Raw genomic sequence first — 19855 nt, forward strand, 5'->3', positions numbered from 1 at the left:
GTCATCCCCCCGAAACCGCCCCCAGCCAAAGCTCTTCCAACGTAGCGGCATAGCTCGCCGCGTAGAATAGCCGGCACGTTTCCTCTGCGATCACCGCGATGCGCACCGGAACATGGTGGATCACCGTGCTCGTGACGCTGCCGACGGCCAGAGCGGGCGCGTCCGTGTCGATCAAACTGCTGATCGACAATAACGTGCGCCAGTCGCCGGTGATCGTCGCACTTACGAACCCGCCGCCGAACGCCGTCAGCGCACCGCGATCACCTATTTGCGCGGCGATCGTGGACAAAGCCGCGCCGGAATCGACCAGCCACCAGCGGCGCGGTTCGACTTGCAGCGCGCGCACATTGGCGAGATCGGGCAGGTCGCCCTCCCACAGATCGAGCGACACGAGATCGCCGGCCGGCGCGAAGGTGATCCGGGCGTCAATCACGGTAACGCGTGCCTTCCGCATCGTAGAACATTGGCGCGGTGACGATCACCCTCGCGTCCTGCCCGCGCGTCGGCGATGTGGCGATGAGCGTCTCGCCCAGCCGCGCCGTGCCGCCTGCGAGCAAGGCCAAAGCGACCGATCCCGCTTCGAGGACGCGCGGCCCTGCGGACGTCACATGCCCCTCGACCGCAGCGCCCGCGTGCGCGACGAGCATCGCGCCCTCGGGGATCGCATCGTCGGACACCAGCCCGACGAGTTGGCAGCGATCCGGCATGGCTAGAGCCGGGCGCGCAAGCCCCTGCGCCCCGACGAACCCGCCCGCCTTGCGCACCATCTTCGCCATGCCCAGATCGTGCGGCGTGGTGCGTCCATCCGCCTCGGCACCGATCACGACATGGCCTTTTTCGATGCGCAGGAATTCCAGCGCTTCCAGCCCGTAAGGGCAGCCGCCCGCGGCCCGCACCGCGTCTTCCAGCGCCGCCCATACCGGACCGGCATCGTGCCCGCGCGCATAGACTTCGAACGCGCGTTCCCCGCTATAGCTGGCGGCCAGCACCAACACCGCGACCCCCGCGATCGTCGCCTGCACCAGCCCCATATGCGCCGGCGTTTCGATCCCGGTGAGCGCCCCCAATATCTCCCGCGCGGAAGGTCCGGCCAGGGCGATTCCGGCAAAATGCTCCTGCTGCCCGACGATCGAGACCCTGAGGTGCGGCGCGAGCACTCGGTGGCAATAGGACAGATGCGCTTCCATCCGTTCCGCGCCGCCGGTCGAACTGGTCAGCAGATAGTCGGTTTCGTCCAGCCGCCAGACCGTGCCGTCGTCCATCACCATGCCGTCTTCGCGCAACATGAAGGTGTAGCGCCCGCGCCCGACCGCCAGCTTGGCGATGCCCGTGGCGCAGACGATCTCGAGCAGGGCGGCGGCGTCCGGCCCCTTCACCGCGAACTTGCCCAATGTCGAGACATCGACGATCCCGGCAGTGGTGCGCACCGCCCGCGCCTCGCGCATGGCCGCCTGATGCAATGTTTCCTGCCCGATCGGATAGGCGCGGGGCCGGTGCCACAGGCCGAGCGGCTGCCACAGGGGGGCGAGCCGCTGATGCCGGTCGTACAGTGCGAGCCGCCGGTTCGGCGCGGCATGCCCGCCGCCATCCGCCCCGGCCAGCGTGCCCAGCGTCAGCGGCGTGTAGGGCGGGCGGAACGTCGTCAGCCCGGCCTGGGGAATCGTCACCCCCGCCGCCCCGGCCAGCCGCGACAGGGCCGCCATGTTGCTGGTCTTGCCCTGGTCGGTCGCCATACCGAGCGTGGTGTAGCGCTTGAGATGCTCGACCGAGCGATAGCCCTCGGTCCAGGCGAGATCGACGTCGGACGCCGTCACGTCGTTCTGGAAATCGATGAAACTGTGCTTGGGATCGGGCAGGTCGGCTTGCGTCGGCGCGATCGCCGCGACATCGCCCGCCGCCGCGCCGACACTGGCGATCCAGTCCGGTCCGGCACCGGGCACGAACGCCTGGATATCCGCGCGCCAGTCGAGCTTGCCGCCGGCCTGGCTGTGCAGGTGGATGGTCGGGGTGAATCCGCCCGACATGGCGAGCAGATCGGCATCGTAACTGAATTTTTCCGTCCAGATATCCGCTTCGACGCTCGTCAGGCCCTTGGCGCCGCCTTTGGCTTCCAGTGGAAAAGCATTGGTGAAGACCGCAAACCGCGTTTTCGCTGCGACGGCGCTCAGTTCAGGCCGCGAATCCAGAATCGCGACGACATCGCCACCCGCTTCGGCGACGGCATCGGCGGTGCGATAAGCGTCGTCATTGTTGGTCGCGATCACCACGCGGCGACCCGGCAGCACGTCGTGCCGCCGAATATAGTCCCGCACCGCGCCGGCCAGCATCACGCCGGGGCGATCGTTACCCGCAAAGGTCAATGGCCGCTCGATCGCGCCGGTCGCCAGGATGATCCGGTCGGCCCGCACATGCCACAGCCGCTGGGCCGGTAGGCCGGGGGCTGGGGGCTGGCCCGGTTCGGCGATGCGCTCGGCCAGGGTGACGAAGCCGTGATCCCATACGCCCGAGGCCGTCGTGCGCAGCAACACGCGCACTCCCGCGTCGGCCAGCGCGGCGCGCTCGATGGCGACGCCATCCTGCCAAGCGCTGCCCCCCAGGATCGCATCCTGCTCGACCAATATCACCCGGCCACCATTCCGCGCAGCGTCGAGCGCCGCCGAAATGCCCGCCATTCCTCCACCCACCACGAGCGTTTCGCAGAAGGCGCTGCGATGTTCGAATCGATCGGGGTCGGCCTCTGTCGGTGCCTTGCCCAGCCCGGCCGCGCGGCGGATGACCTTCTCGTACAGCATCCAGCGCGAGGGCGGGCCGAAGAAGGTCTTGTAATAGAAGCCGGCTGGCAGGAAGCGCGAGACCAGCCCGTTCACCGCGCCGATATCGAAGGCCAGCGACGGCCACGCATTCTGGCTGCGGGCGACCAGTCCGTCATAGACGAAGACATCGGTTGCGCGCGTGTTGGGCTCGGTGCGGCCGCCTTCGCCCACCGTGACCAGGGCGTTGGGTTCCTCGATCCCTGCGCTCATGATGCCGCGCGGGCGGTGGTATTTGAAACTGCGGGCGACCAGCGACACGCCGTTGGCGAGCAAGGCGGCGGCCAGCGTATCGCCCTCGCGCGCCAGCATCGTCTGCCCGTCGAAGGTGAAGCGCAACTGGCCTCGATCGCCACCGATCCGGGAAGGCCCGCTCATGGAACATAGTCCGCGACCGAGACGATCTCGTGCGTCTGGCGATGCCGGCGCAGCACGATCCATTGCCGGCAACCATAGGAATGCCGCCACAATTCGTCGTCCAGCCCCCGCGGATTGGCCCGCGCGTACAGCCGCCCCATCGCCTCCTCCGCTGGCATGCCGAGCGTCACGATCGAATCGAGCGTGCGCTCGTAGGTGAATTCGGCCTGCGCGCGCGCGCCGCAATATGGGCAATCGATCCGCATCATCAGCGCAGCTGCGGCATGAAGCCGACCCCCGCTTCGTCGATCGTCGCGCCGCGCGCGAAACGGTCGAAGGCGAATGGCGCGGCGAGCGGATGGCTCTGCCCGCTCGCCAGCAATTGCGCATAAGCCCAGCCCGAGGCCGGGGTCGCCTTGAACCCGCCATAACACCAGCCGCCGTTGAGGAAGAGGCCGTCCACCGGCAGCGCGGAGATGATCGGCGATCCGTCGAAGCTCATATCGGTCGTGCCCGACCAGCAGCGCACCATGCGGAGCCGCGACAGCGCCGGAACAAGGGCGATCGCCTCGGCCGCCGCCTTCTCGATCCGCACCGGCAGGCCGCGTTGCGCATAGCTCGGAAACTGGTCGGGGTCGCCGCCCAGCACGATGCCGCCCTTGTCCGACTGGCTGATATAGCAATGCAGCGATTGCGACATGATGACCGTGTCGATCATCGGCTTGACCGGTTCGGTGACGAACGCCTGCAGCGTCTGCGCTTCGATCGGCAATTTGATCCCCGCCATCGCGGCCACGGGTCCGCTATTGCCCGCGACGCAGATGCCGACACGGCCCGCGCCGATATCGCCGCGCGTGGTCCGCACCCCGGTGACGCGCCCTCCGGCCATCGTGAATCCGGTGACTTCGCAATTCTGGATAACATCGACGCCCAGCGCATCGGCGGCGCGGGCATAGCCCCAGGCTACCGCATCGTGCCGCGCGGTGCCGCCACGCTTCTGGATCAGCCCACCGTGAATCGGAAAGCGTGCGTTCTCCGACATGTCGAGCAGCGGTACGAGCCTGCGCACCGCCGCCTTGTCCAGCAGATCGGCATCGATGCCCGAACAGCGCAGCGCATCGCCACGCTGGGCAAGCTGCGTCATGTCGCTGTCCGAATGGCCGAGAAACAGCGCGCCACGCGGCGAGAACATCACATTGTAGTTCAGTTCGTCGCTCATCCCCTCCCACAGTTTCAGCGAGAATTCGAACAGATCGTGCAGCGGTTTCTGGCGGTAGTTGGAGCGCACGATGGTGGTGTTGCGACCGGTATTTCCCCCGCCGATCCAGCCCTTTTCCAGCACCGCGACGTTGCGGATGCCGTGGACCTTGGCGAGGTAATAGGCCGTGGACAGGCCGTGCCCGCCGCCGCCGATGACGATGACGTCGTATTGCGATTTCGGCGCAGGGTCGCGCCACGCCCGATCCCAGCCGCGCTGTCCGTTGAGCCCGGCCTTGAGCAGCGCCAGCGCCGAATAGCGCTTCATGCCGCATGCTCCGCAGCCCAGCCGCGCCGTTCGCGCCAGTCGGGTTCGAGGCCGGCGAAGCGCGCCAGGCCGAGCTTGGAGATTTCGGCGAAGGAACAGGTGCCGTCGATCACCAGATCGCGGATCGCATGGCCACTGGCCGGCGACAGGCCGAAGCCGACGCCCGACATCGTCGCCACGGTGACGTTGCCGGGGTCGGCGGGACGATCGAGGATCGGGCGGCCATCCGGTGTGTTCTCGATCACCCCGGCCCAGGAGCGGATGACGTTCAACCCCGCCGCTTTCGGAAACATCTCCGCCACGCGCCGCGCCAGGTTGCGCACCAGCGGGGAGGTCGGGCGGCCCGGCGGGCCTTCCGCCGCGGTTGTGATCCATTCGTGCGGGCCGCCGCCGAAGGCGAGGTTGCCGCGCAGCGTCTGGCGGCCGTACAGCCCGTTGCCGTCCACGCCGCCGATCGGCATCAGCGGTGCGGGTTCGGTGACGATCATCTCCGCGCGCGCCGCCGCCAGCGGGAAATCGATACCGAGCGGCGCGACCAAAGCCTGGGTCTGCGGACCCGCCGCGACGACCAGCGCATCGCACGCGATGCGCCCGCGCGGCGTGACGACCGCGCTGGCGCGACCGCCCTCGGTCTCGATTTCAATAACCGGGCAATGTTGCAGCACCCGCCCGCCCAGATCCTGCAAGGCCCAGGCATAGGCCTGCACCGTGCGCTGCGGATTGGCGTGCCCGCCGAAGCGCAGATGGATGCCGCCGAGGCAGGTCTCGTCGGTCAGCGGCACCATCTCCTGCGCCTGTTTCGAATCGAGATCGTCGACGCGGTAGCCCATCGCGGTGCACATCCGCCCGACCGCGCGGTAATGATCGAGCAAAGCGGGATCGCGCTGTACGATGATCCGCTCCCGGGCGTATTCGGTCGGATAGCCGAGCAGCTCGTCCATCTGCGGCCACATCCGCTGTTCCTCGGCGAACAGCGGGCTCTGGTAATGCGAGGCGCCGCCGCCGTTGCGGCCCGACGCTTCCCAGCCGACGATCCCCTTGTCGATCACCACGACGTCGATGCCGGATCGCGCCAGCCACCACGCCGCGCTCAGCCCGGTGACGCCCGCGCCGATCACCACGACCTGTGCACCCTTGGGCAGGCCCGCCTCAGACATGCATGTTGCCGCCCAGGCCGGCGACGATCTCCGCCTCTTCCGGCGTGCCGATCACGGCATAGGGCGTCCACTGCGTCGGGATGCCGAACCACACGTCCCAGCCGGCGGCCATATCCGCCCGTTCCTGCCAGTCGGCGAGGATGCCGAGCGGCACCGGCCGAACCGGAGCGCGAAAGCTGGCGACCGGCACGCGATCGACCGGCACGCCATCGGCCTCGGCCAGCAGGCAACGGACCTGTTCGCGGCACCGGCGGCCCTGGCATTGCCCCATGCCGGCGCGGGTGAGGCGCTTGATCTGGTCGGGATGGGCCGGGCCGTCGTTCCGCAACGAGGCGAGCGATCGTGCGGTCATCCGTGCGGGGCGGTGGAGATAATGGGGCGGCTGAACCCCGAGCAGGTCGGCGCGGGTCACGTCCTCGCATTGGCAGACGATCGTGTCCGCCGGCGCGTGCGCGCCGAGCGCAATTGCCCAGGACTGCAAGCGATCCGGCGCAGGGGGCGTGTGGTCGGCACAATCGCCGACCAGCGTGATGAGGTCGCCCGGCGCGGCATCCGCCGCGAGCAGCAATTCGGTCGCCGGGATCGTGCCGATGGCGAGGACGACCGTGTCGCACGCCAACGTGAACGCTTCGCCACCCGCCAGTGGTGAGAGAATCGCGCGCTCGACGCCGTCGATCCCGCCCTCGGCCCGCGCGATCGTCGCGCCGAGATGTATCGCGATGCCCGCCGCCGCGACCGCATCGGCAAGGTCCGCCGGCCCCTGCACCATGTCGGCAATTTCAACGATTCCCGCCACTTCGATGCCATGCCGAACCGCCAGCAGCGCGGTTTCCAGACCGATCCGGTCGCTGCCCACGATCACCACCCGGCGGCTCGCCAAGGCATCGTAGCGCGTCAGCAATGCCGCAAAGCCCTGCGCGCCCATCACGCCGGGCTGGTCCCAGCCGGCAAAGCCCAGCACCACGTCGCGAGCGCCCGTCGCCAGTACGAGACGGTCGAAGCCGATCATCGCCGCGCTTTCGCCATCGGCAATGCCGAGCAGAGGTTCGGGCAGGGCGCGCATTGCCGGGCCGTTCACGTACAGGCCCCAGGCAATCGTTCCCAGCCGCACATCAACGCCAGCCTCGAACGCCTGTTCGAGCGCCGGATTGGCGGCGAAGACCTGTTCCAGCATACGCGCCGGCTGCTGCACCGCCGCCGTCGCACGCCCGCCGAAATGATAGGGCACGTCGGTGCCGATCAGCGCACCGGGCACCGGATGCTCATCGATCAGCAGGACGCTGGCCCCGCCGTGCGCGGCGGCGATTGCTGCCGCCGTGCCGGCCGGTCCTGCGCCCACGACCACCACGTCGAAGCGGCTTTCCGGCCCGGGAATCTTCCCGTCGAGCGCGTGAACGTCCGTGACCATCAGATCGCGTCCAGCGCCTGCGCCAAGTCCGCGATCAGATCGTCGGCATGTTCGATGCCGACCGACAGGCGCAGCGTCGCATCGGTGATGCCGCCTGCTGCGCGTTCCTGCGCCGCAATGGCATAATGCGTCGTCGTCGCCGGGTGCGTGATCAGCGTCTCCGATCCACCCAGGCTGACCGCGAAGCGCAGCAGCTTTAGCGCATCGAGAAAGCGGAACGCCTCCGGCTCGCCACCTATCACGGCAAAGGAAAAGGTCGATCCCGCCGCCTTGCACTGCCGGTCGTAGACCGCGCGCTCCGGCCTTCCTTCGGCCAGGAAGCCGAGATAGGTGATGCCCGCCACCTTGGGGGACGCGCGCAGGAATTCGGCGACCCGGCGGGCATTGTCCATCGCGCGTTCGACCCGCAGGTGCAGCGTTTCCATCGATCGCAGCACCAGCCAGCTCGTATAGGGATCGAGATGGCTGCCCAGCGTCGTGCGCAACAGCCGCAGGGGCATCACCAGCGCCTCGCTGCCCGAAACGCCACCGGCCAGCAGGTCGCTATGCCCGCCGCAATATTTCGTCAGGCTGGTCATGCACAGGTCCGCGCCGAGTTCGATCGGGCGCTGCATCATCGGCCCCAGCAGGGTGTTGTCGACCACCACTAGCGGGCGCAGCCCGGTGCGCGCGCCGACCGCATCGGCGATCGCCACGATCATCGCGATATCGACGATCGCGGCGGTGGGATTGGCCGGGCTTTCGATCACGATCAGCTTCAGCGGCCCGGCGGCCAGCGCCGTATCCACCGCCGCCTCGACATTCGCACGGTCGCATCCGTCGGCGAACTCGGCGTGATGCACGCCGAAGCCCGGCATGAAATTGGTGTAGAGGCCGTTGGTGCCGCCATAGATCGGCCGGCTGAACACCATGCTGTCGCCCGGCCGCAGATGGGCGAGCGCGATCGCGCAGTGCGTTGCCATGCCGCTGTTGAACACCGCCGCGCCTTCCGCGCCGTCGAGCGCGGCAAGCCGCTGTTCCACCATGTCGAGATTGGGATGGCCGAGCCGCGAATAGATGTGCCCCGGCCGGCCGACTTCCGGACCGGTACCGTCGAAATAGGCCTCGTGGATATCCTTCGCCTGCCGCGCCGAGGCATAAGCGAAAGTCGAGGTCATGTAGATCGGCGGCTTGGCCGCGTTCGATGCACTGGCGGGATCGTAGCCGGCGCGTACCGCGAGCGTCTCGGGATGCCAGCCGGTCATGTCGTCCTTCTTCATGCGGCAGTGCGATCGATATAATCGCCTGCCCGCGCACAATACCAATCGACGAACCGGAGCGTGAGCGATTCCGCGGTCGGGTTGTACGGCCCGGGCCGATAGCCCGGCGAATTCACGCCGATCTGGTTGTTCTCAGCGAAATCCTTGTCCTGGGCATTGGTCTGCGTCCACAGATGCGTCAGCGTCTCGACGTCGTAATCCACGCCCTCCACCGCATCCTCATGCACCAGCCAGGTCGAGACGACGTGCGTCTCGGTCGGCGATACCGGCATCGCGTTGAAGGCGAAGGTGTATTCCGATGTCGAATGGCAGAAATTGTTCGGCTCGATCGCCCAGCGCAGCGATCCCGTATCGCCCCCGCCGACATCGCACATCAGTTTGTCGACCGCGAACTCCCCGCTGGTCGTCATCGCGACCGTGCCGGGGTTCAGTGCGAAGCGTACCGCCTGCCACCAATCCTCGCCCACCGGCCCGCTCGGAAGGCCGAGATCGCTCATGCGCGCCTCGAAGACCTTGGCGCTTTCCGCCTCCAGATCGAAATATTCCGACGCGCCGATCGGGAAGGTGTGGGACAATTCGGGATGGCCGCTGGCGCAATGGTAGCATTCCCGCCCATTCTCCATCACCAGCTTCCAGTTCGCCTGTTCGACCAACACCGCCTTGTGCGCCACCTTGGCGCGGAGCAGATCGTGCGGCGCCAGCAACGGCGTGAGTTCGGCGCGCAGAGTCGCGATGTCGGGCGGCGTTTCGGCGAGGCAGATGAAGATCGCGCCGGCAATCGTCTCCAGATGCACCTGCCCCAGCGGATAGGCTTCCTTGTCGAAGCCGTCCGGCATCTTTCCCGCCGCGAGCAGGCGACCGTCCAGCCCGTACGTCCAGCGGTGATAAGGGCAGGTGAGGCGCGGGGAATTGCCGCTGCCGGGCGCGCACAGGATCGATCCGCGATGACGGCAACTATTGTGAAAACCCCGCAGCGCGCCGTCGCGGCCGCGCACCACCAGCACCGGCCAACGCCCGATCATGAACGACAGATAATCCCCGGGCCGGCGCACCTCCACCTCGAACCCGGCGAGCAGCCAATGCTGGCCGAAAATCGCCGCCAGATCGAAATCGAACGTCGCGGCGTCGTTATACAGGCCTTGAGGCAGCGAATGGCCGATCGGACGATCGCGCAGCAGCGCCGATATTCTGCCCAGATCCAGAGTTTGTTCCAAACTGTTCATCGGACCGGGTGTGCATGATGACATCGCATGCGGAAAATCGCATTTGCGCATGACGGCATGTGAAAATCTGCAAGTCCGACAAGGCGTTCGACAAACGGTTGCGTCAGATAGAAAAACGCGGTTGGTATCGTAAATAGTCATGGGGTGGGAGATTGACGATAACACGCGGTAAGGCCGTCAATCGCCGTTGGCTTCCCCTGAACGCCTTGCGTGCGTTCGATGCGGTCGGACAAAGGCTGAGCTTCACGGCAGGTGCGCAGGCGCTGAACGTGTCGCAGAGCGCGGTCAGCCGGCATATCATCAGCCTGGAAGAATTGCTGGGGCAGAAGCTGTTCGATCGCTCCGGCCAGAAGCTCGCACTCACCGCGGCGGGCCTGTCGCTGCTGCCGGAGGTGCGCCGTTCGTTCGACCGGCTCGAACAGACGATGAATGCCATCAGCACCAATCCCGATGCGAGCCGGCCGATCCGCATCCATATTCCGCCATCGCTGCTCCAGCATGTCGTGATGCCGATGCTGCGCGCGTTCCACACCGAATATCCCGATATCAGGATCGACATATCGAGTTCCTCGGTCACCGGGCTGCCGAGCAACGAGACCGACATGGCGATCGTGTTCGACAGGCCCAATATCGACGATCGCGTTACCGATCTGCTGTGGATGGTCCGCGTCGCGCCGATGTGCTCGCCCGAGGTGGCCCGCGCGAATACCGGAAAGTCGCTGGAGGATTTTCTCGTCGACAACGATCTGCTGCACGTCACACTGGCGGGCGAACCGCGCGGGTTGTTGTGGAGCACGTTCGCGCGGCAATCGCGCATCGATCTGGATGCCAGCCGCGGGCTGGCGTTCGACACGGCCTCGCTCGCGGTGGGATATGCGATGCATGCGGATGGCGTGGCACTGGCCGATGTCGATATGTTTTCGTCCGAAATCGCCGCCGGCAAGCTGGTCGTGCCGTATGATGCGGCGATCGAGGACGGCTATGGCTATTATCTGAAGCTTCGGCCCGAGGATCTGTCCGATCCGTCGATCGCGCTGTTCCGCAGCTGGCTGATCGCGCAGTTCGTCGCGCGGCGGGCGACGATCGTCGGCGATGACCTGACGTAAGTCGCTTATGCCGAAATTGATTTCGCTTGGGATTGGCGAAGTTCTATCCATGCCGGATGGACATGATGAAATCTTCCCCGAAATCGGATGCAGACCCGGCCCTGGTGGCGATTCTGGAAGCGATCGAGACGCGGCTGCGCTGGCTGTCGTCCTGGACGATCCATAATGCCAACCATCTGCGCGAGAGTCGGGACGGGCTGAAGGTCGGTGGCCATCAGGCGAGCTGCGCCTCGATCACCGCGATCATGACCGCGCTATATTTCGGCGCGCTTCGGCCCGGCGACAAGGTTGCGGTCAAGCCGCATGCCGGGCCGGTGCTGCATGCGATCCATTATCTGCTCGGCCAGCAGAGTTTGGACGCGTTGCAACGCTATCGCAGCCTTGGCGGCGCGCAAAGCTATCCCAGCCGCACGAAGGACAGCATTCCGGTCGATTTCTCGACCGGCTCGGTCGGCCTCGGCGTCGCGATCACCGCCTTTGCCAGCCTGATCCAGGATTACCTCATCGCGCATGGCGATCTGTCCGAGGCCGATGCCGGCCGCATGATCGCGCTGATGGGCGATGCCGAACTGGACGAGGGCAATATCTACGAATGCCTGATCGAGGCGTACAAGCACGATATCCGCAATTGCTGGTGGATCGTGGATTACAACCGCCAGTCGCTCGACAGCACTACGGCCGATCGCATGTTTCGCCGCTTCGACGACATCTTCGAAACCTGCGGCTGGCGGGTCGAGACGCTGAAGCATGGCCGGCGGCAGCAAGCGGCGTTCGCCCTGCCGGGCGGCAAGGCGCTGGAGACGTGGATCGACGAATGCCCGAATGCCGAATTCGCCGCGCTGACCTATCAGGGCGGGACGGCATGGCGCGAGCGACTGACGGCGGACCTTGGCGGATCGCCCGAAACGCTGAACCTGATCGCAGAGCTGGACGACGAGGCGCTGGCATCGCTGATGACCAATCTCGGCGGGCATTGCATCGAGACTTTGCTCGATGCCTTCGCCCGCGCCGATGACGACCGGCCGACGCTGTTCATCGCCTATACCGTCAAGGGCTACGGCCTGCCGTTCGCCGGCCATAAGGACAATCATTCCGGCCTGATGAACCCGGGCCAGATCGAGGGGCTGCGCGATCGCCTCGGCATCGCTGCCGGTGACGAATGGCTGCCTTATGGCGGCATGGGCGCGAATGTCGCGGCGCAAGCCAGGGCGCTGATCGAGGCGAGCGCGCTGGCCTCGCCGCCGGTCAAGCCGCCCGTCATGGCCGTGCCGGTGCCAGATCTGTTGCCGGTGCCCGATGGCGACGAACTGTCCACGCAGGCCGCGTTCGGGCGCATCCTGCTCGATCTCGCCAAATCCGGCCATCCGCTCGCCGACCGGATCGTGACCACGTCGCCGGACGTCACGGTCTCGACCAATCTCGGCGCGTTCGTGAACCAGCGCGGGCTGTTCCGCCGGCAGGAAATGGCCGACGTCTTTTCCAAGGCGCGGATCCCCACCGCGCAGAAATGGGCCGGGCATGGCGCCGGACAGCATATCGAACTCGGCATTGCGGAGAACAATCTGTTCCTGATGCTGGCCGCGCTCGGCCTCGCCGCGCCGTTGTTCGGCACGCGGCTGATGCCGATCGGCACGGTCTACGATCCCTTCATCGCGCGCGGGCTCGATGCGCTGAATTATGCCTGTTATCAGGATGCGCGGTTTCTGCTCGTCGCCACGCCGGCGGGGTTGACGTTGGGGCCGGAGGGCGGCGCGCACCAGTCGATCAACTCGCCGCTGATCGGCATCGGGCAACCCGGCCTGACCTATTTCGAACCGGCCTTTGCCGACGAACTCGCGCTGATCATGCGCTGGGCTTTCGCGCACATGCAGGACGATGCTGGCGGATCGGTCTATCTCCGCCTCACGACCCGAACGATCCCCCAGATCGCGCGGACCGACGACGCCTGGCAAGCGGACATGCTGAAGGGAGGCTATTGGCTGCAACGCCCGAGCGGGGCGTGCGATGCCGCGATCGTCTTCACCGGTGCCATCACGCCCGAAGTCCTGGCGGCGCGGGACGAACTGGCGGAGGATCTGCCCGGCCTCGGCCTGCTGATGGTGACGTCGCCCGATCTGCTCCACCGCGACTGGTCGGCCCGGCAGGCGCGGCGCTGGACCGGTGGCGCGCCTGGACCAAGCCATGTCGAAACGCTGTTGGAGGCGCTGGCGCCCGGTGCGGGGCTGGTGACGATCATCGACGGCGCGCCGTCGACATTGTCCTGGCTCGGCGGCGTGCGCGGCATGCGGGTCAGCCCACTCGGCACCGACCGCTTCGGCCAGACCGGCGACCTGCCCGATTTGTATCGCCGCTATCGCCTCGACACCGACGCAATCATCGACGCGGTCGCCGAACTGTTTCTTTGATTAGCCGAGTTGCGGATTACGACTGATTACCGAATGACACGAATGGAGCGGTGACACGAAATAACGTGCCATCGATCCATGGAGTCAGTTGCTCTTGTCAGAATGTATGTCCGCGAGCAGTGTTTCGATCGCGAAACCTGGAGCCGGGAGTAAGCGCGCGCGGCCGTGATGCGCGGTAGCGATTGCCTGCACCAGCGCCAGACCAAGTCCATGCCCATCTGTCGAACGGCTGCGTTCCGAACGGCTGAAGCGCTGAAAGAGCCGCGCCGCATCGTCTTCATCGACACCCGGCCCGTCATCGGCGACGATCAGAATGACTTTCCCCTGATCTGAGCGGAGCGTTACCGTGATCGTGGTGCCGCGCGGGGTGTGCTGCAGGGCATTGTCGAGGAGGTTACTGGCGAGCTGCTGCAGCAGACGACGGTCGCCGTTCAGGACGACATCGCGATCAAGCGCATCGATCAACGTATGGCCACCCGCCTCGGCATCCGGGCGATAGGTGTCCAGCAAATCGCTCAGCACATCGCCCAGACGCACCTGTTTGAAATGGCGTCGCACCCCCATCGCCTCGACTTCGGAGATGCGCAGCAGCGCGGCGAAAATCTCGAGCAGTTCCTCGGCTTGCGTGGCCGCAGCGGCAATCGCCGTTTCGCGCGCGCTGCCTTCGCCTGCGGCGATTGCGTCGTCGAGCCGGTGGCTGAGCCGGGTCAGCGGCGTCCGCAGGTCGTGCGCCACATCGCTCGACACCTGGCGCAGATTGTCCATCAATGCGCCGATCCGGTCGAGCATGCGGTTGAGCGTGGCGGAGACGCGGTCGAACTCGCTGCCCGATCCGTCGACCGGCATGCGCCGTTGCAGGTCGCCGCCGATGATCGCCAGTGCGGCCCGGTCGATGCGGTTGAGCCGCGACGCGGTAACCGCGCCAACCGTCCACGCCCCGCCGGCGCCGAGCAACAGCATCGCGCCAAACGCGACCGCGAACAGCATCAGCAGGTCGCGGTCGGTATCGCCCAGCGCGGCGCGGTCGGCGGCGACCACCAGCCGCCCGCCGCCCGGCACTGCGCTGGTTAGCGACTGCGCGATCCGACCGTTGGTTTTGTGCAGGAATTCCTCGTAGCCGAGCGTGGCCGGTGCTTCTGCGTCGAGCGTACCGGCGATGCGCCGACCGTCGCGATCCACCAGGATGTAACCGAGATGGTCGATCTGCGCGCCCGCCTCGCGCCGCCGGATCGCGGTGGCGAGCGCGGCGAGCCGATCCGACCCGGGTTCGGCCATCAAGGCGCGCGTCTCGGTCGCGGCGCGGTGATCGAGCTGTTCCTCCAGCGCCTCGTGCGTAAGCCTGTAGGCAGCGCCACCGATCGCCAGCGTGGCGAGCGCGAGTAAAACGCTGACGATCGCCGCCAGCCCGAACGTGGAGCGCCATAAGCGTGTCATGCGCGCGGTCACGTCAGCCGCCCCGGATCATATAGCCCGCGCCTCGGATCGTCTCGATCGCGTCCTCGTCAAAATGCGCATTGAGCTTCGAGCGCAACCGGCTGAGATGCGTCTCGACGATATTCGTCTTGGGATCGAAATCGAAATCCCAGACACGCTCGAGCAGCATGGTGCGGGTCATCACGCGCTGCGGATTGCGCATCAATTCGGCAAGCAAGGCGAATTCGCGCGGCTGCAGCGCGATGCGGCGGCCGGCGCGCTTCACGGTGCGGCGTTCGAATTCCAACTCTATATCGCCGACGTTCAACCGGTTGGGCTCGGCCTGCGGCGCGGGACGGCGGCCGAGCGCGTTGATCCGCGCTGCGAGTTCGGAAAAGGCGAACGGCTTGACGAGATAATCGTCCGCGCCGCCCTCCAGGCCTTCGACCCGGTCTTCGATGCTGCCCATCGCGGTGAGCAGCAGCATCGGCGTGGTATCCCCACCCGCGCGCAGCATGCGCACCAGCGCGAGACCATCGATCCCCGGCAACATGCGATCGACGACGATCGCATCGAACGCACCGTCTGTGGCGAGGAACAGCCCCTCCCGCCCGTCGATGGCACCGACGACATGGTGCCCGGCCTCGGTCAAGCCGCGCATCACGAAGTCACGGGTTGCGGCATCGTCCTCGACGATCAGAATTCTCATGGGGTCGATCGTAGCGTATTCGGTGGCTGCTGCCACCCGCCACCAAGCGCGCGGAACAAAGCGACCTGGCCCTGTGCGCGTAACAGATCGGATTGCGCCCGCTGCAGCTGCGCCGAGGCAAAAGCGCGCTCGGCATCGATGCGCAGTAACGGCACGGCATCGCCGAGCCGGACGCGCGACGCTGCGCGTCTTGCATAGGCCTCGGCCTGCAGTTCGGCTTCGACCAGCGCGCGATTGCGCCGCGCTTCGGCATCCTGGGCGATCAGCGCGGACTCCACCTCGCGCAGCGCCCGCAGCACGGCGACGTCCCAGCTGGCCAGAGCCGTACGTTCGGTGGCGCGCGCCTGTTCAAGCCGCGCGCGCGCCGGGGCCTGGTTGGGGAACGCCCAGGACACGAGCGGAGAGGCGGTCGCGACCAGCCCTCCGGTCAGCAGGCCGACTGCGCCGCCGAGATTGAGCCGCGGATATAGATCGGCCCGCGCCACGCCGATCCGCGCGGCGGCGGCGGCAAGGCGGCGCTCGGCCTCGCGGATGTCGGGGCGACGCAACAGCAATGCCGCTCCATCGCCGACGGGTAACCGGCCAGACAGGACCGGCACCTGCGCGCAATCGATCCGCCAGTCCCGCGCGGTGGCTGGAGCGAGGCCCTGCAGCGTCGCCAGCCGGTACAGCGCATTGGCGCGCGCCGCCTCGAACGGTGGCAGGGTCGCCTGCGCCGACGACAATAAGGTCGCCGCCTGCGACACTTCGAGCGGCGAGACTTCGCCGGCGCCAAGCTGGTCGCGTACCAACTCGACCGCGTGCGCCTGCGCTGCGATGATGCTGCGCGAGACCGCTGCGGCCTGCGTCGCGCCGCACAGATCGACATAAGCGAGCACGGTGTCGGCCGCGACCGCGACGCGGACACCATCGAGCGCGGCTGCGCTGGCGTCGGCATCAGCGCGCGCGGCGAGCGCCCCCGACCTCAGACGTCCGAACAGGTCGGCATCCCAGCTTCCCGTGATCGCGAGGTCGTAATCGGTGGTCGGCACGTTGGACGATGCGCTGGGCTGGCTGGCGGTGCCATCGACGGTCAGCCCGCTCTCGATCGTCGTCTGCGGCAGGCGAAGGGCGCGGGCCTGCGACAGGGCCGCCCGCGCCCCGTCGAGATTGGCGAAAGCAACGCGCAGGTCGGCATTCGCGGCGAGGCTCGCCTTTACCAACCGGTCGAGCACCGGATCGTCGTACAGCCTCCACCAATCGTCCGGCACCGGCGCGATCGAGGCCGTTTGCAGGCCGGCGAACGGTCCCATCGTCGCTGGGGGAGCGATCGTCGGCGGCGGGGCGGGGGCGGTCATGCAGGCACTCGCCAGCAAGGCGGCGAGCGGCATCAGGCGGCGGATCATGCAATCGCTCCTGCAAGCGGCGAATCAGGTGCGGGACGTTCCTTGCCGAAGCGCGCATACAGCGCCGGCATCAGGAACAGATTGAGCACGGTCGACGACACGAGCCCGCCCAGGATGACGATCGCCATCGGATGCTCGATCTCATGCCCAGGTGCGTTCCCGGCAACGATCAGCGGCAGCAGCGCGAGGCCCGCGCAGGCGGCGGTCATCAGGATCGGCACCAGCCGCTCCTCCGCCCCGCGCAGGATCAGCGCCGGGCCGAACGCCTCGCCCTCGACGCGGCGCAGGTGATCGTAATGCGAGAGCAGCATGATCCCGTTGCGCGCCGAAATGCCGATCACCGTGACGAACCCGACCAGCGAGCCAAGTGACAGCACGCTGCCGGTCAGCGCCACGCCGGCCACCCCGCCGACCAGCGCGAAGGGCAGGCTGAGCCCGACCAGTGCGGTGATCCGGCCCGAGCGGAATTCGAGCCAGACGAGGAACAGCACGCCGATCAGGCAGAGCAACCCGGTACTCCACAGCCGCTGGCGCGACTCCTTCAGCGCGGCATATTCGCCGAGCACCTTCGGATGATAGCCTTGCGCAAAGGTCATGCCCGCGACTGTCGCCTCGACGCCGCGCGCGACCGATCCCAGGTCGGCGCCCTTCACGTTCATCGTCACGTCGATGCGCCGTTGCCCGTTCTCGCGCTTGATCTCGTTCGGAGCGGGGACGATGCGGACGTCGGCGACATCGCGCAGCCTGACCGGTGCACCGCTCGGTGCCTGGATCATCAGGTCGGCGAGCGCATGGCGATCGCTACGTACCGCTGGTTCACCCCACAAGGCGACGTCGAACGCCTTCTGGTCGTGGTAGATCTCACCGACCTTCTGGCTCGCGATCAGCGTCTGTGCCTGGCGGCGGACTTCGCCCGGGGTCAGGCCGAACGTCGCAAGATCGGCGGCGCGCGGGCGAATCTGGATCTGCGGCACCAGCACCTGCTGCTCCACCTTGAGATCGGTGACGCCTGCAATGCCCGAGACCTGCGCCTTGACCCGTTCGGCCGAGGCGCGCAGCTCGACCTGATCGGGGCCGAAGATGCGCACGACCACGCTCGCGCCCGCACCGGTCAGAACCTCTTTGATACGCTCGCGCAGGTACGTCAGCACATCGCGGAACAGCCCGGGATAGCCGTCTATGACCTCCTTGATCTTTGCGACGCTGCCATCGTAATCCGCTTTGTCGTCGAGGCTGATCCAGAGTTCGGTGAAGTTCGGTCCGACCACCTCGTCCGCCGCTTCGGCACGGCCGATATGCGCGCCGAAATTGCGCACGCCCGGGATCGCGCGGAGTTCCTTCGACACCTTGATCGTGATGCGGTCCATCGCCTCGATGCTGGTGCCGGGCTTCTCGACCCAATGCATCAGGAAATCGGTCTCGCGGAAATCGGGTAGGAACTGATCCTTGAACGTGGCGTAGCCGATTCCCGCCGAGATCAGGCCCGCCGCGACGATGGCCATGGCGATGCCGGGACGCTGTACCAGGCGCGGCAGCACGTAGGCATAGTGCCGCTTCAGCGCAGCCACGACTCGCGTGTCGCGCTCGTCCTTTATCGGTGCGCCCGGCAGCAGGAACAGGCACATTGCCGGCGTCACGACGAGGGCCACGAGCAGCGACATTCCGATCGCGAGCACGTATGCAATCGCGAGCGGCTGGAAGAAGGTGCCAGCCACGCCGCCCAGGAAGAAGATCGGCAGGAATACCAGCATCACGATCAGCGATGCGAACACCACCGCCGAGCGCACCTCGATCGACGCCGACAGCACCACGTCGAACGCCGAGCGCGGATTGCCCGCCTCACGGTTCAGCCTGAGCCGCCGGGCGATGTTTTCGACGTCGATGATCGCGTCGTCGACCACTTCGCCCAGAGCGATGACCAGCCCGGCGATGACCATCGTGTTGATCGTCGCGCCGCTCCACAGCAGCACGAGCCCGGCCCCCAACAGCGACAGCGGGATCGCCACCAGGCTGATCGTCGCCTGCCGCCAGTCGCGGGTGAAGACGAACAATATGATCGCGACCAGCAGACAGCCGATCATCAAGGCGCGGGTGAGGTTGTCGATCGACTTCTCGATGAACGTGGCGGGGCGGAAGATCGTCGTGTCGATCTTGACGTGCTTGAGGCCGGGGCGGAGTTCGTCGATCGCCGCCTCGACGTCGCGCGTCAGCTGTAGCGTGTTGCCGGTCGGCTGCTTCTCGACGATCAGCATGATGCCGGGACCGTCGTCGATGATCGCGTTGCCGATCGGTGCGGCATAGCCATCGACCACGCGCGCGACGTCGCCGATCCGTACTGTGGCATCGCCCGCCACCTTGACGACCGTGCGCGCAAGATCGTCCGAGTTCTGGACTGCACCGGCCTGTTGCACGGCCAGCCGCTGATTGGGCGTATCGACGAACCCGCCGCCGCCAACCAGCACCGCATCGCCCGCCGCGGTGCGCAGTTCGTTGAGCGTCACGCCGGCGGCGCGCAGGCGATCCGGATCGGCCAGCACCTGGAGTTGACGGTCGCGCTGGCCCCACACCGCGATATTGGCGACGCCGGGCACCGCCATCAGTCGCGGGCGGATCGTCCAACGCACCAGTTCGGACAATTGCATCTGGTCGAGCTTGGCCGACGAGATACCGATCTTCATCGCCCGGCTGGTCGACGACAAGGGCGGCAGCATCACCGGCGGCCGTGCCGCTGCCGGCAGGCGGCCTTGCACTTGCGTCACGCGTTCCTGCACCAGCTGGCGTGCGCGGATCACGTCGGTACCGCGATCGAACAGGATCGTCACCGATGACAGGCCGAGCACCGATTTCGAGCGCAAGGTGGCAAGATCGGGTACGCCGTTGACCGCGACCTCGATCGGGACGGTGATCAGGCTCTCGACCTCTTCGGTCGACAGGCCCGGCGCCTCGGTCTGGATCTCGACGATCGGTGGCGCGAATTCGGGGAATACGTCGAGCGGTACGTCGGTCGAGGTGCGGATGCCGAGCACGACGAGCAGCCCCGCCATCGCGAGGACGAGGAAGCGTTGGGTCAGCGCGGCACGGACCAGCCAGGTCAGCAT

Annotated in this window: 14 protein-coding genes; 2 read left to right on the top strand and 12 right to left on the bottom strand. The window is 67.0% G+C overall.

What is annotated here, in order from left to right; all coding sequences use genetic code 11:
- Position 1: 1 nt before the first annotated feature.
- The 8 genes from U1738_RS16110 to U1738_RS16145 are packed head-to-tail and all read right to left on the bottom strand — an operon-like array spanning position 2 to position 9739.
- Positions 2-433 carry a sarcosine oxidase subunit gamma gene (locus U1738_RS16110; RefSeq protein WP_332790066.1) on the bottom strand — a complete coding sequence of 144 codons (432 nt, stop codon included), beginning with the start codon at positions 431-433 and terminating at the stop codon, positions 2-4.
- The gene (locus U1738_RS16115) at positions 426-3188 is read right to left on the bottom strand and encodes a 2Fe-2S iron-sulfur cluster-binding protein (RefSeq protein WP_332790067.1); all 2763 of its coding nucleotides are present in this window, start codon (positions 3186-3188) and stop codon (positions 426-428) included. The genes U1738_RS16110 and U1738_RS16115 overlap by 8 nt, the downstream gene beginning before the upstream one ends.
- Positions 3185-3436 carry a sarcosine oxidase subunit delta gene (locus U1738_RS16120; RefSeq protein WP_332790068.1) on the bottom strand — a complete coding sequence of 84 codons (252 nt, stop codon included), beginning with the start codon at positions 3434-3436 and terminating at the stop codon, positions 3185-3187. Before U1738_RS16120 ends, U1738_RS16115 begins: the two co-directional genes overlap by 4 nt.
- Entirely contained in the window at positions 3436-4692 is a 1257-nt protein-coding gene (locus U1738_RS16125) for a sarcosine oxidase subunit beta family protein (protein ID WP_332790069.1), read from the bottom strand. Before U1738_RS16125 ends, U1738_RS16120 begins: the two co-directional genes overlap by 1 nt.
- Entirely contained in the window at positions 4689-5849 is a 1161-nt protein-coding gene (locus tag U1738_RS16130; RefSeq protein ID WP_332790070.1) for an NAD(P)/FAD-dependent oxidoreductase, read from the bottom strand. The genes U1738_RS16125 and U1738_RS16130 overlap by 4 nt, the downstream gene beginning before the upstream one ends.
- On the bottom strand, positions 5842-7257 hold the full coding sequence (locus U1738_RS16135; protein WP_332790071.1) for an FAD/NAD(P)-dependent oxidoreductase: 1416 nt from the start codon (positions 7255-7257) through the stop codon (positions 5842-5844). The genes U1738_RS16130 and U1738_RS16135 overlap by 8 nt, the downstream gene beginning before the upstream one ends.
- Positions 7257-8516 (bottom strand): cystathionine gamma-synthase family protein, encoded by a 1260-nt coding sequence (locus U1738_RS16140; RefSeq protein WP_332790072.1) that lies wholly within the window; start codon positions 8514-8516, stop codon positions 7257-7259. The genes U1738_RS16135 and U1738_RS16140 overlap by 1 nt, the downstream gene beginning before the upstream one ends.
- Entirely contained in the window at positions 8513-9739 is a 1227-nt protein-coding gene (locus U1738_RS16145; RefSeq protein ID WP_332790073.1) for an aromatic ring-hydroxylating oxygenase subunit alpha, read from the bottom strand. Before U1738_RS16145 ends, U1738_RS16140 begins: the two co-directional genes overlap by 4 nt.
- A gap of 152 nt (positions 9740-9891) precedes the next feature.
- Between U1738_RS16145 and U1738_RS16150 the strand changes: the two genes are divergently transcribed.
- Positions 9892-10845, top strand: coding sequence for a LysR family transcriptional regulator (locus tag U1738_RS16150; protein WP_332790074.1), 954 nt, complete (start codon positions 9892-9894; stop codon positions 10843-10845).
- Positions 10846-10907: 62 nt separating this feature from the next.
- A complete protein-coding gene (locus U1738_RS16155; RefSeq protein ID WP_443027037.1) occupies positions 10908-13250 on the top strand; it encodes a thiamine pyrophosphate-binding protein in 2343 nt (780 codons plus the stop codon).
- A gap of 84 nt (positions 13251-13334) precedes the next feature.
- Here U1738_RS16155 and U1738_RS16160 read toward each other — a convergent pair whose 3' ends face one another.
- Genes U1738_RS16160 through U1738_RS16175 form a run of 4 tightly spaced genes read right to left on the bottom strand, consistent with a single transcriptional unit; the run spans position 13335 to position 19855 of the window.
- Positions 13335-14696, bottom strand: a complete 1362-nt coding sequence (locus U1738_RS16160) for a sensor histidine kinase (RefSeq protein WP_332790076.1) — start codon at positions 14694-14696, stop codon at positions 13335-13337.
- Position 14697: 1 nt separating this feature from the next.
- On the bottom strand, positions 14698-15372 hold the full coding sequence (locus tag U1738_RS16165; RefSeq protein ID WP_332790077.1) for a response regulator transcription factor: 675 nt from the start codon (positions 15370-15372) through the stop codon (positions 14698-14700).
- A complete protein-coding gene (locus U1738_RS16170) occupies positions 15369-16757 on the bottom strand; it encodes an efflux transporter outer membrane subunit (protein WP_332790078.1) in 1389 nt (462 codons plus the stop codon). The genes U1738_RS16165 and U1738_RS16170 overlap by 4 nt, the downstream gene beginning before the upstream one ends.
- A complete protein-coding gene (locus U1738_RS16175; protein ID WP_332790079.1) occupies positions 16754-19855 on the bottom strand; it encodes an efflux RND transporter permease subunit in 3102 nt (1033 codons plus the stop codon). The genes U1738_RS16170 and U1738_RS16175 overlap by 4 nt, the downstream gene beginning before the upstream one ends.

The organism is Parasphingomonas caseinilytica, from assembly GCF_036663755.1.
Classification (GTDB): Bacteria; Pseudomonadota; Alphaproteobacteria; order Sphingomonadales; family Sphingomonadaceae; genus Sphingomonas.

Coding starts and splice junctions, on each gene's coding strand:
- U1738_RS16165 (WP_332790077.1), bottom strand. CDS start 15,372: ATGAGAATTCTGATCGTCGAGGACGATGCCGCAACCCGTGACTTCGTG.
- U1738_RS16145 (WP_332790073.1), bottom strand. CDS start 9,739: ATGAACAGTTTGGAACAAACTCTGGATCTGGGCAGAATATCGGCGCTG.
- U1738_RS16125 (WP_332790069.1), bottom strand. CDS start 4,692: ATGAAGCGCTATTCGGCGCTGGCGCTGCTCAAGGCCGGGCTCAACGGA.
- U1738_RS16175 (WP_332790079.1), bottom strand. CDS start 19,855: ATGCTGACCTGGCTGGTCCGTGCCGCGCTGACCCAACGCTTCCTCGTC.
- U1738_RS16155 (WP_443027037.1), top strand. CDS start 10,908: ATGATGAAATCTTCCCCGAAATCGGATGCAGACCCGGCCCTGGTGGCG.
- U1738_RS16135 (WP_332790071.1), bottom strand. CDS start 7,257: ATGGTCACGGACGTTCACGCGCTCGACGGGAAGATTCCCGGGCCGGAA.
- U1738_RS16120 (WP_332790068.1), bottom strand. CDS start 3,436: ATGATGCGGATCGATTGCCCATATTGCGGCGCGCGCGCGCAGGCCGAA.
- U1738_RS16170 (WP_332790078.1), bottom strand. CDS start 16,757: ATGATCCGCCGCCTGATGCCGCTCGCCGCCTTGCTGGCGAGTGCCTGC.
- U1738_RS16130 (WP_332790070.1), bottom strand. CDS start 5,849: ATGTCTGAGGCGGGCCTGCCCAAGGGTGCACAGGTCGTGGTGATCGGC.
- U1738_RS16140 (WP_332790072.1), bottom strand. CDS start 8,516: ATGAAGAAGGACGACATGACCGGCTGGCATCCCGAGACGCTCGCGGTA.
- U1738_RS16115 (WP_332790067.1), bottom strand. CDS start 3,188: ATGAGCGGGCCTTCCCGGATCGGTGGCGATCGAGGCCAGTTGCGCTTC.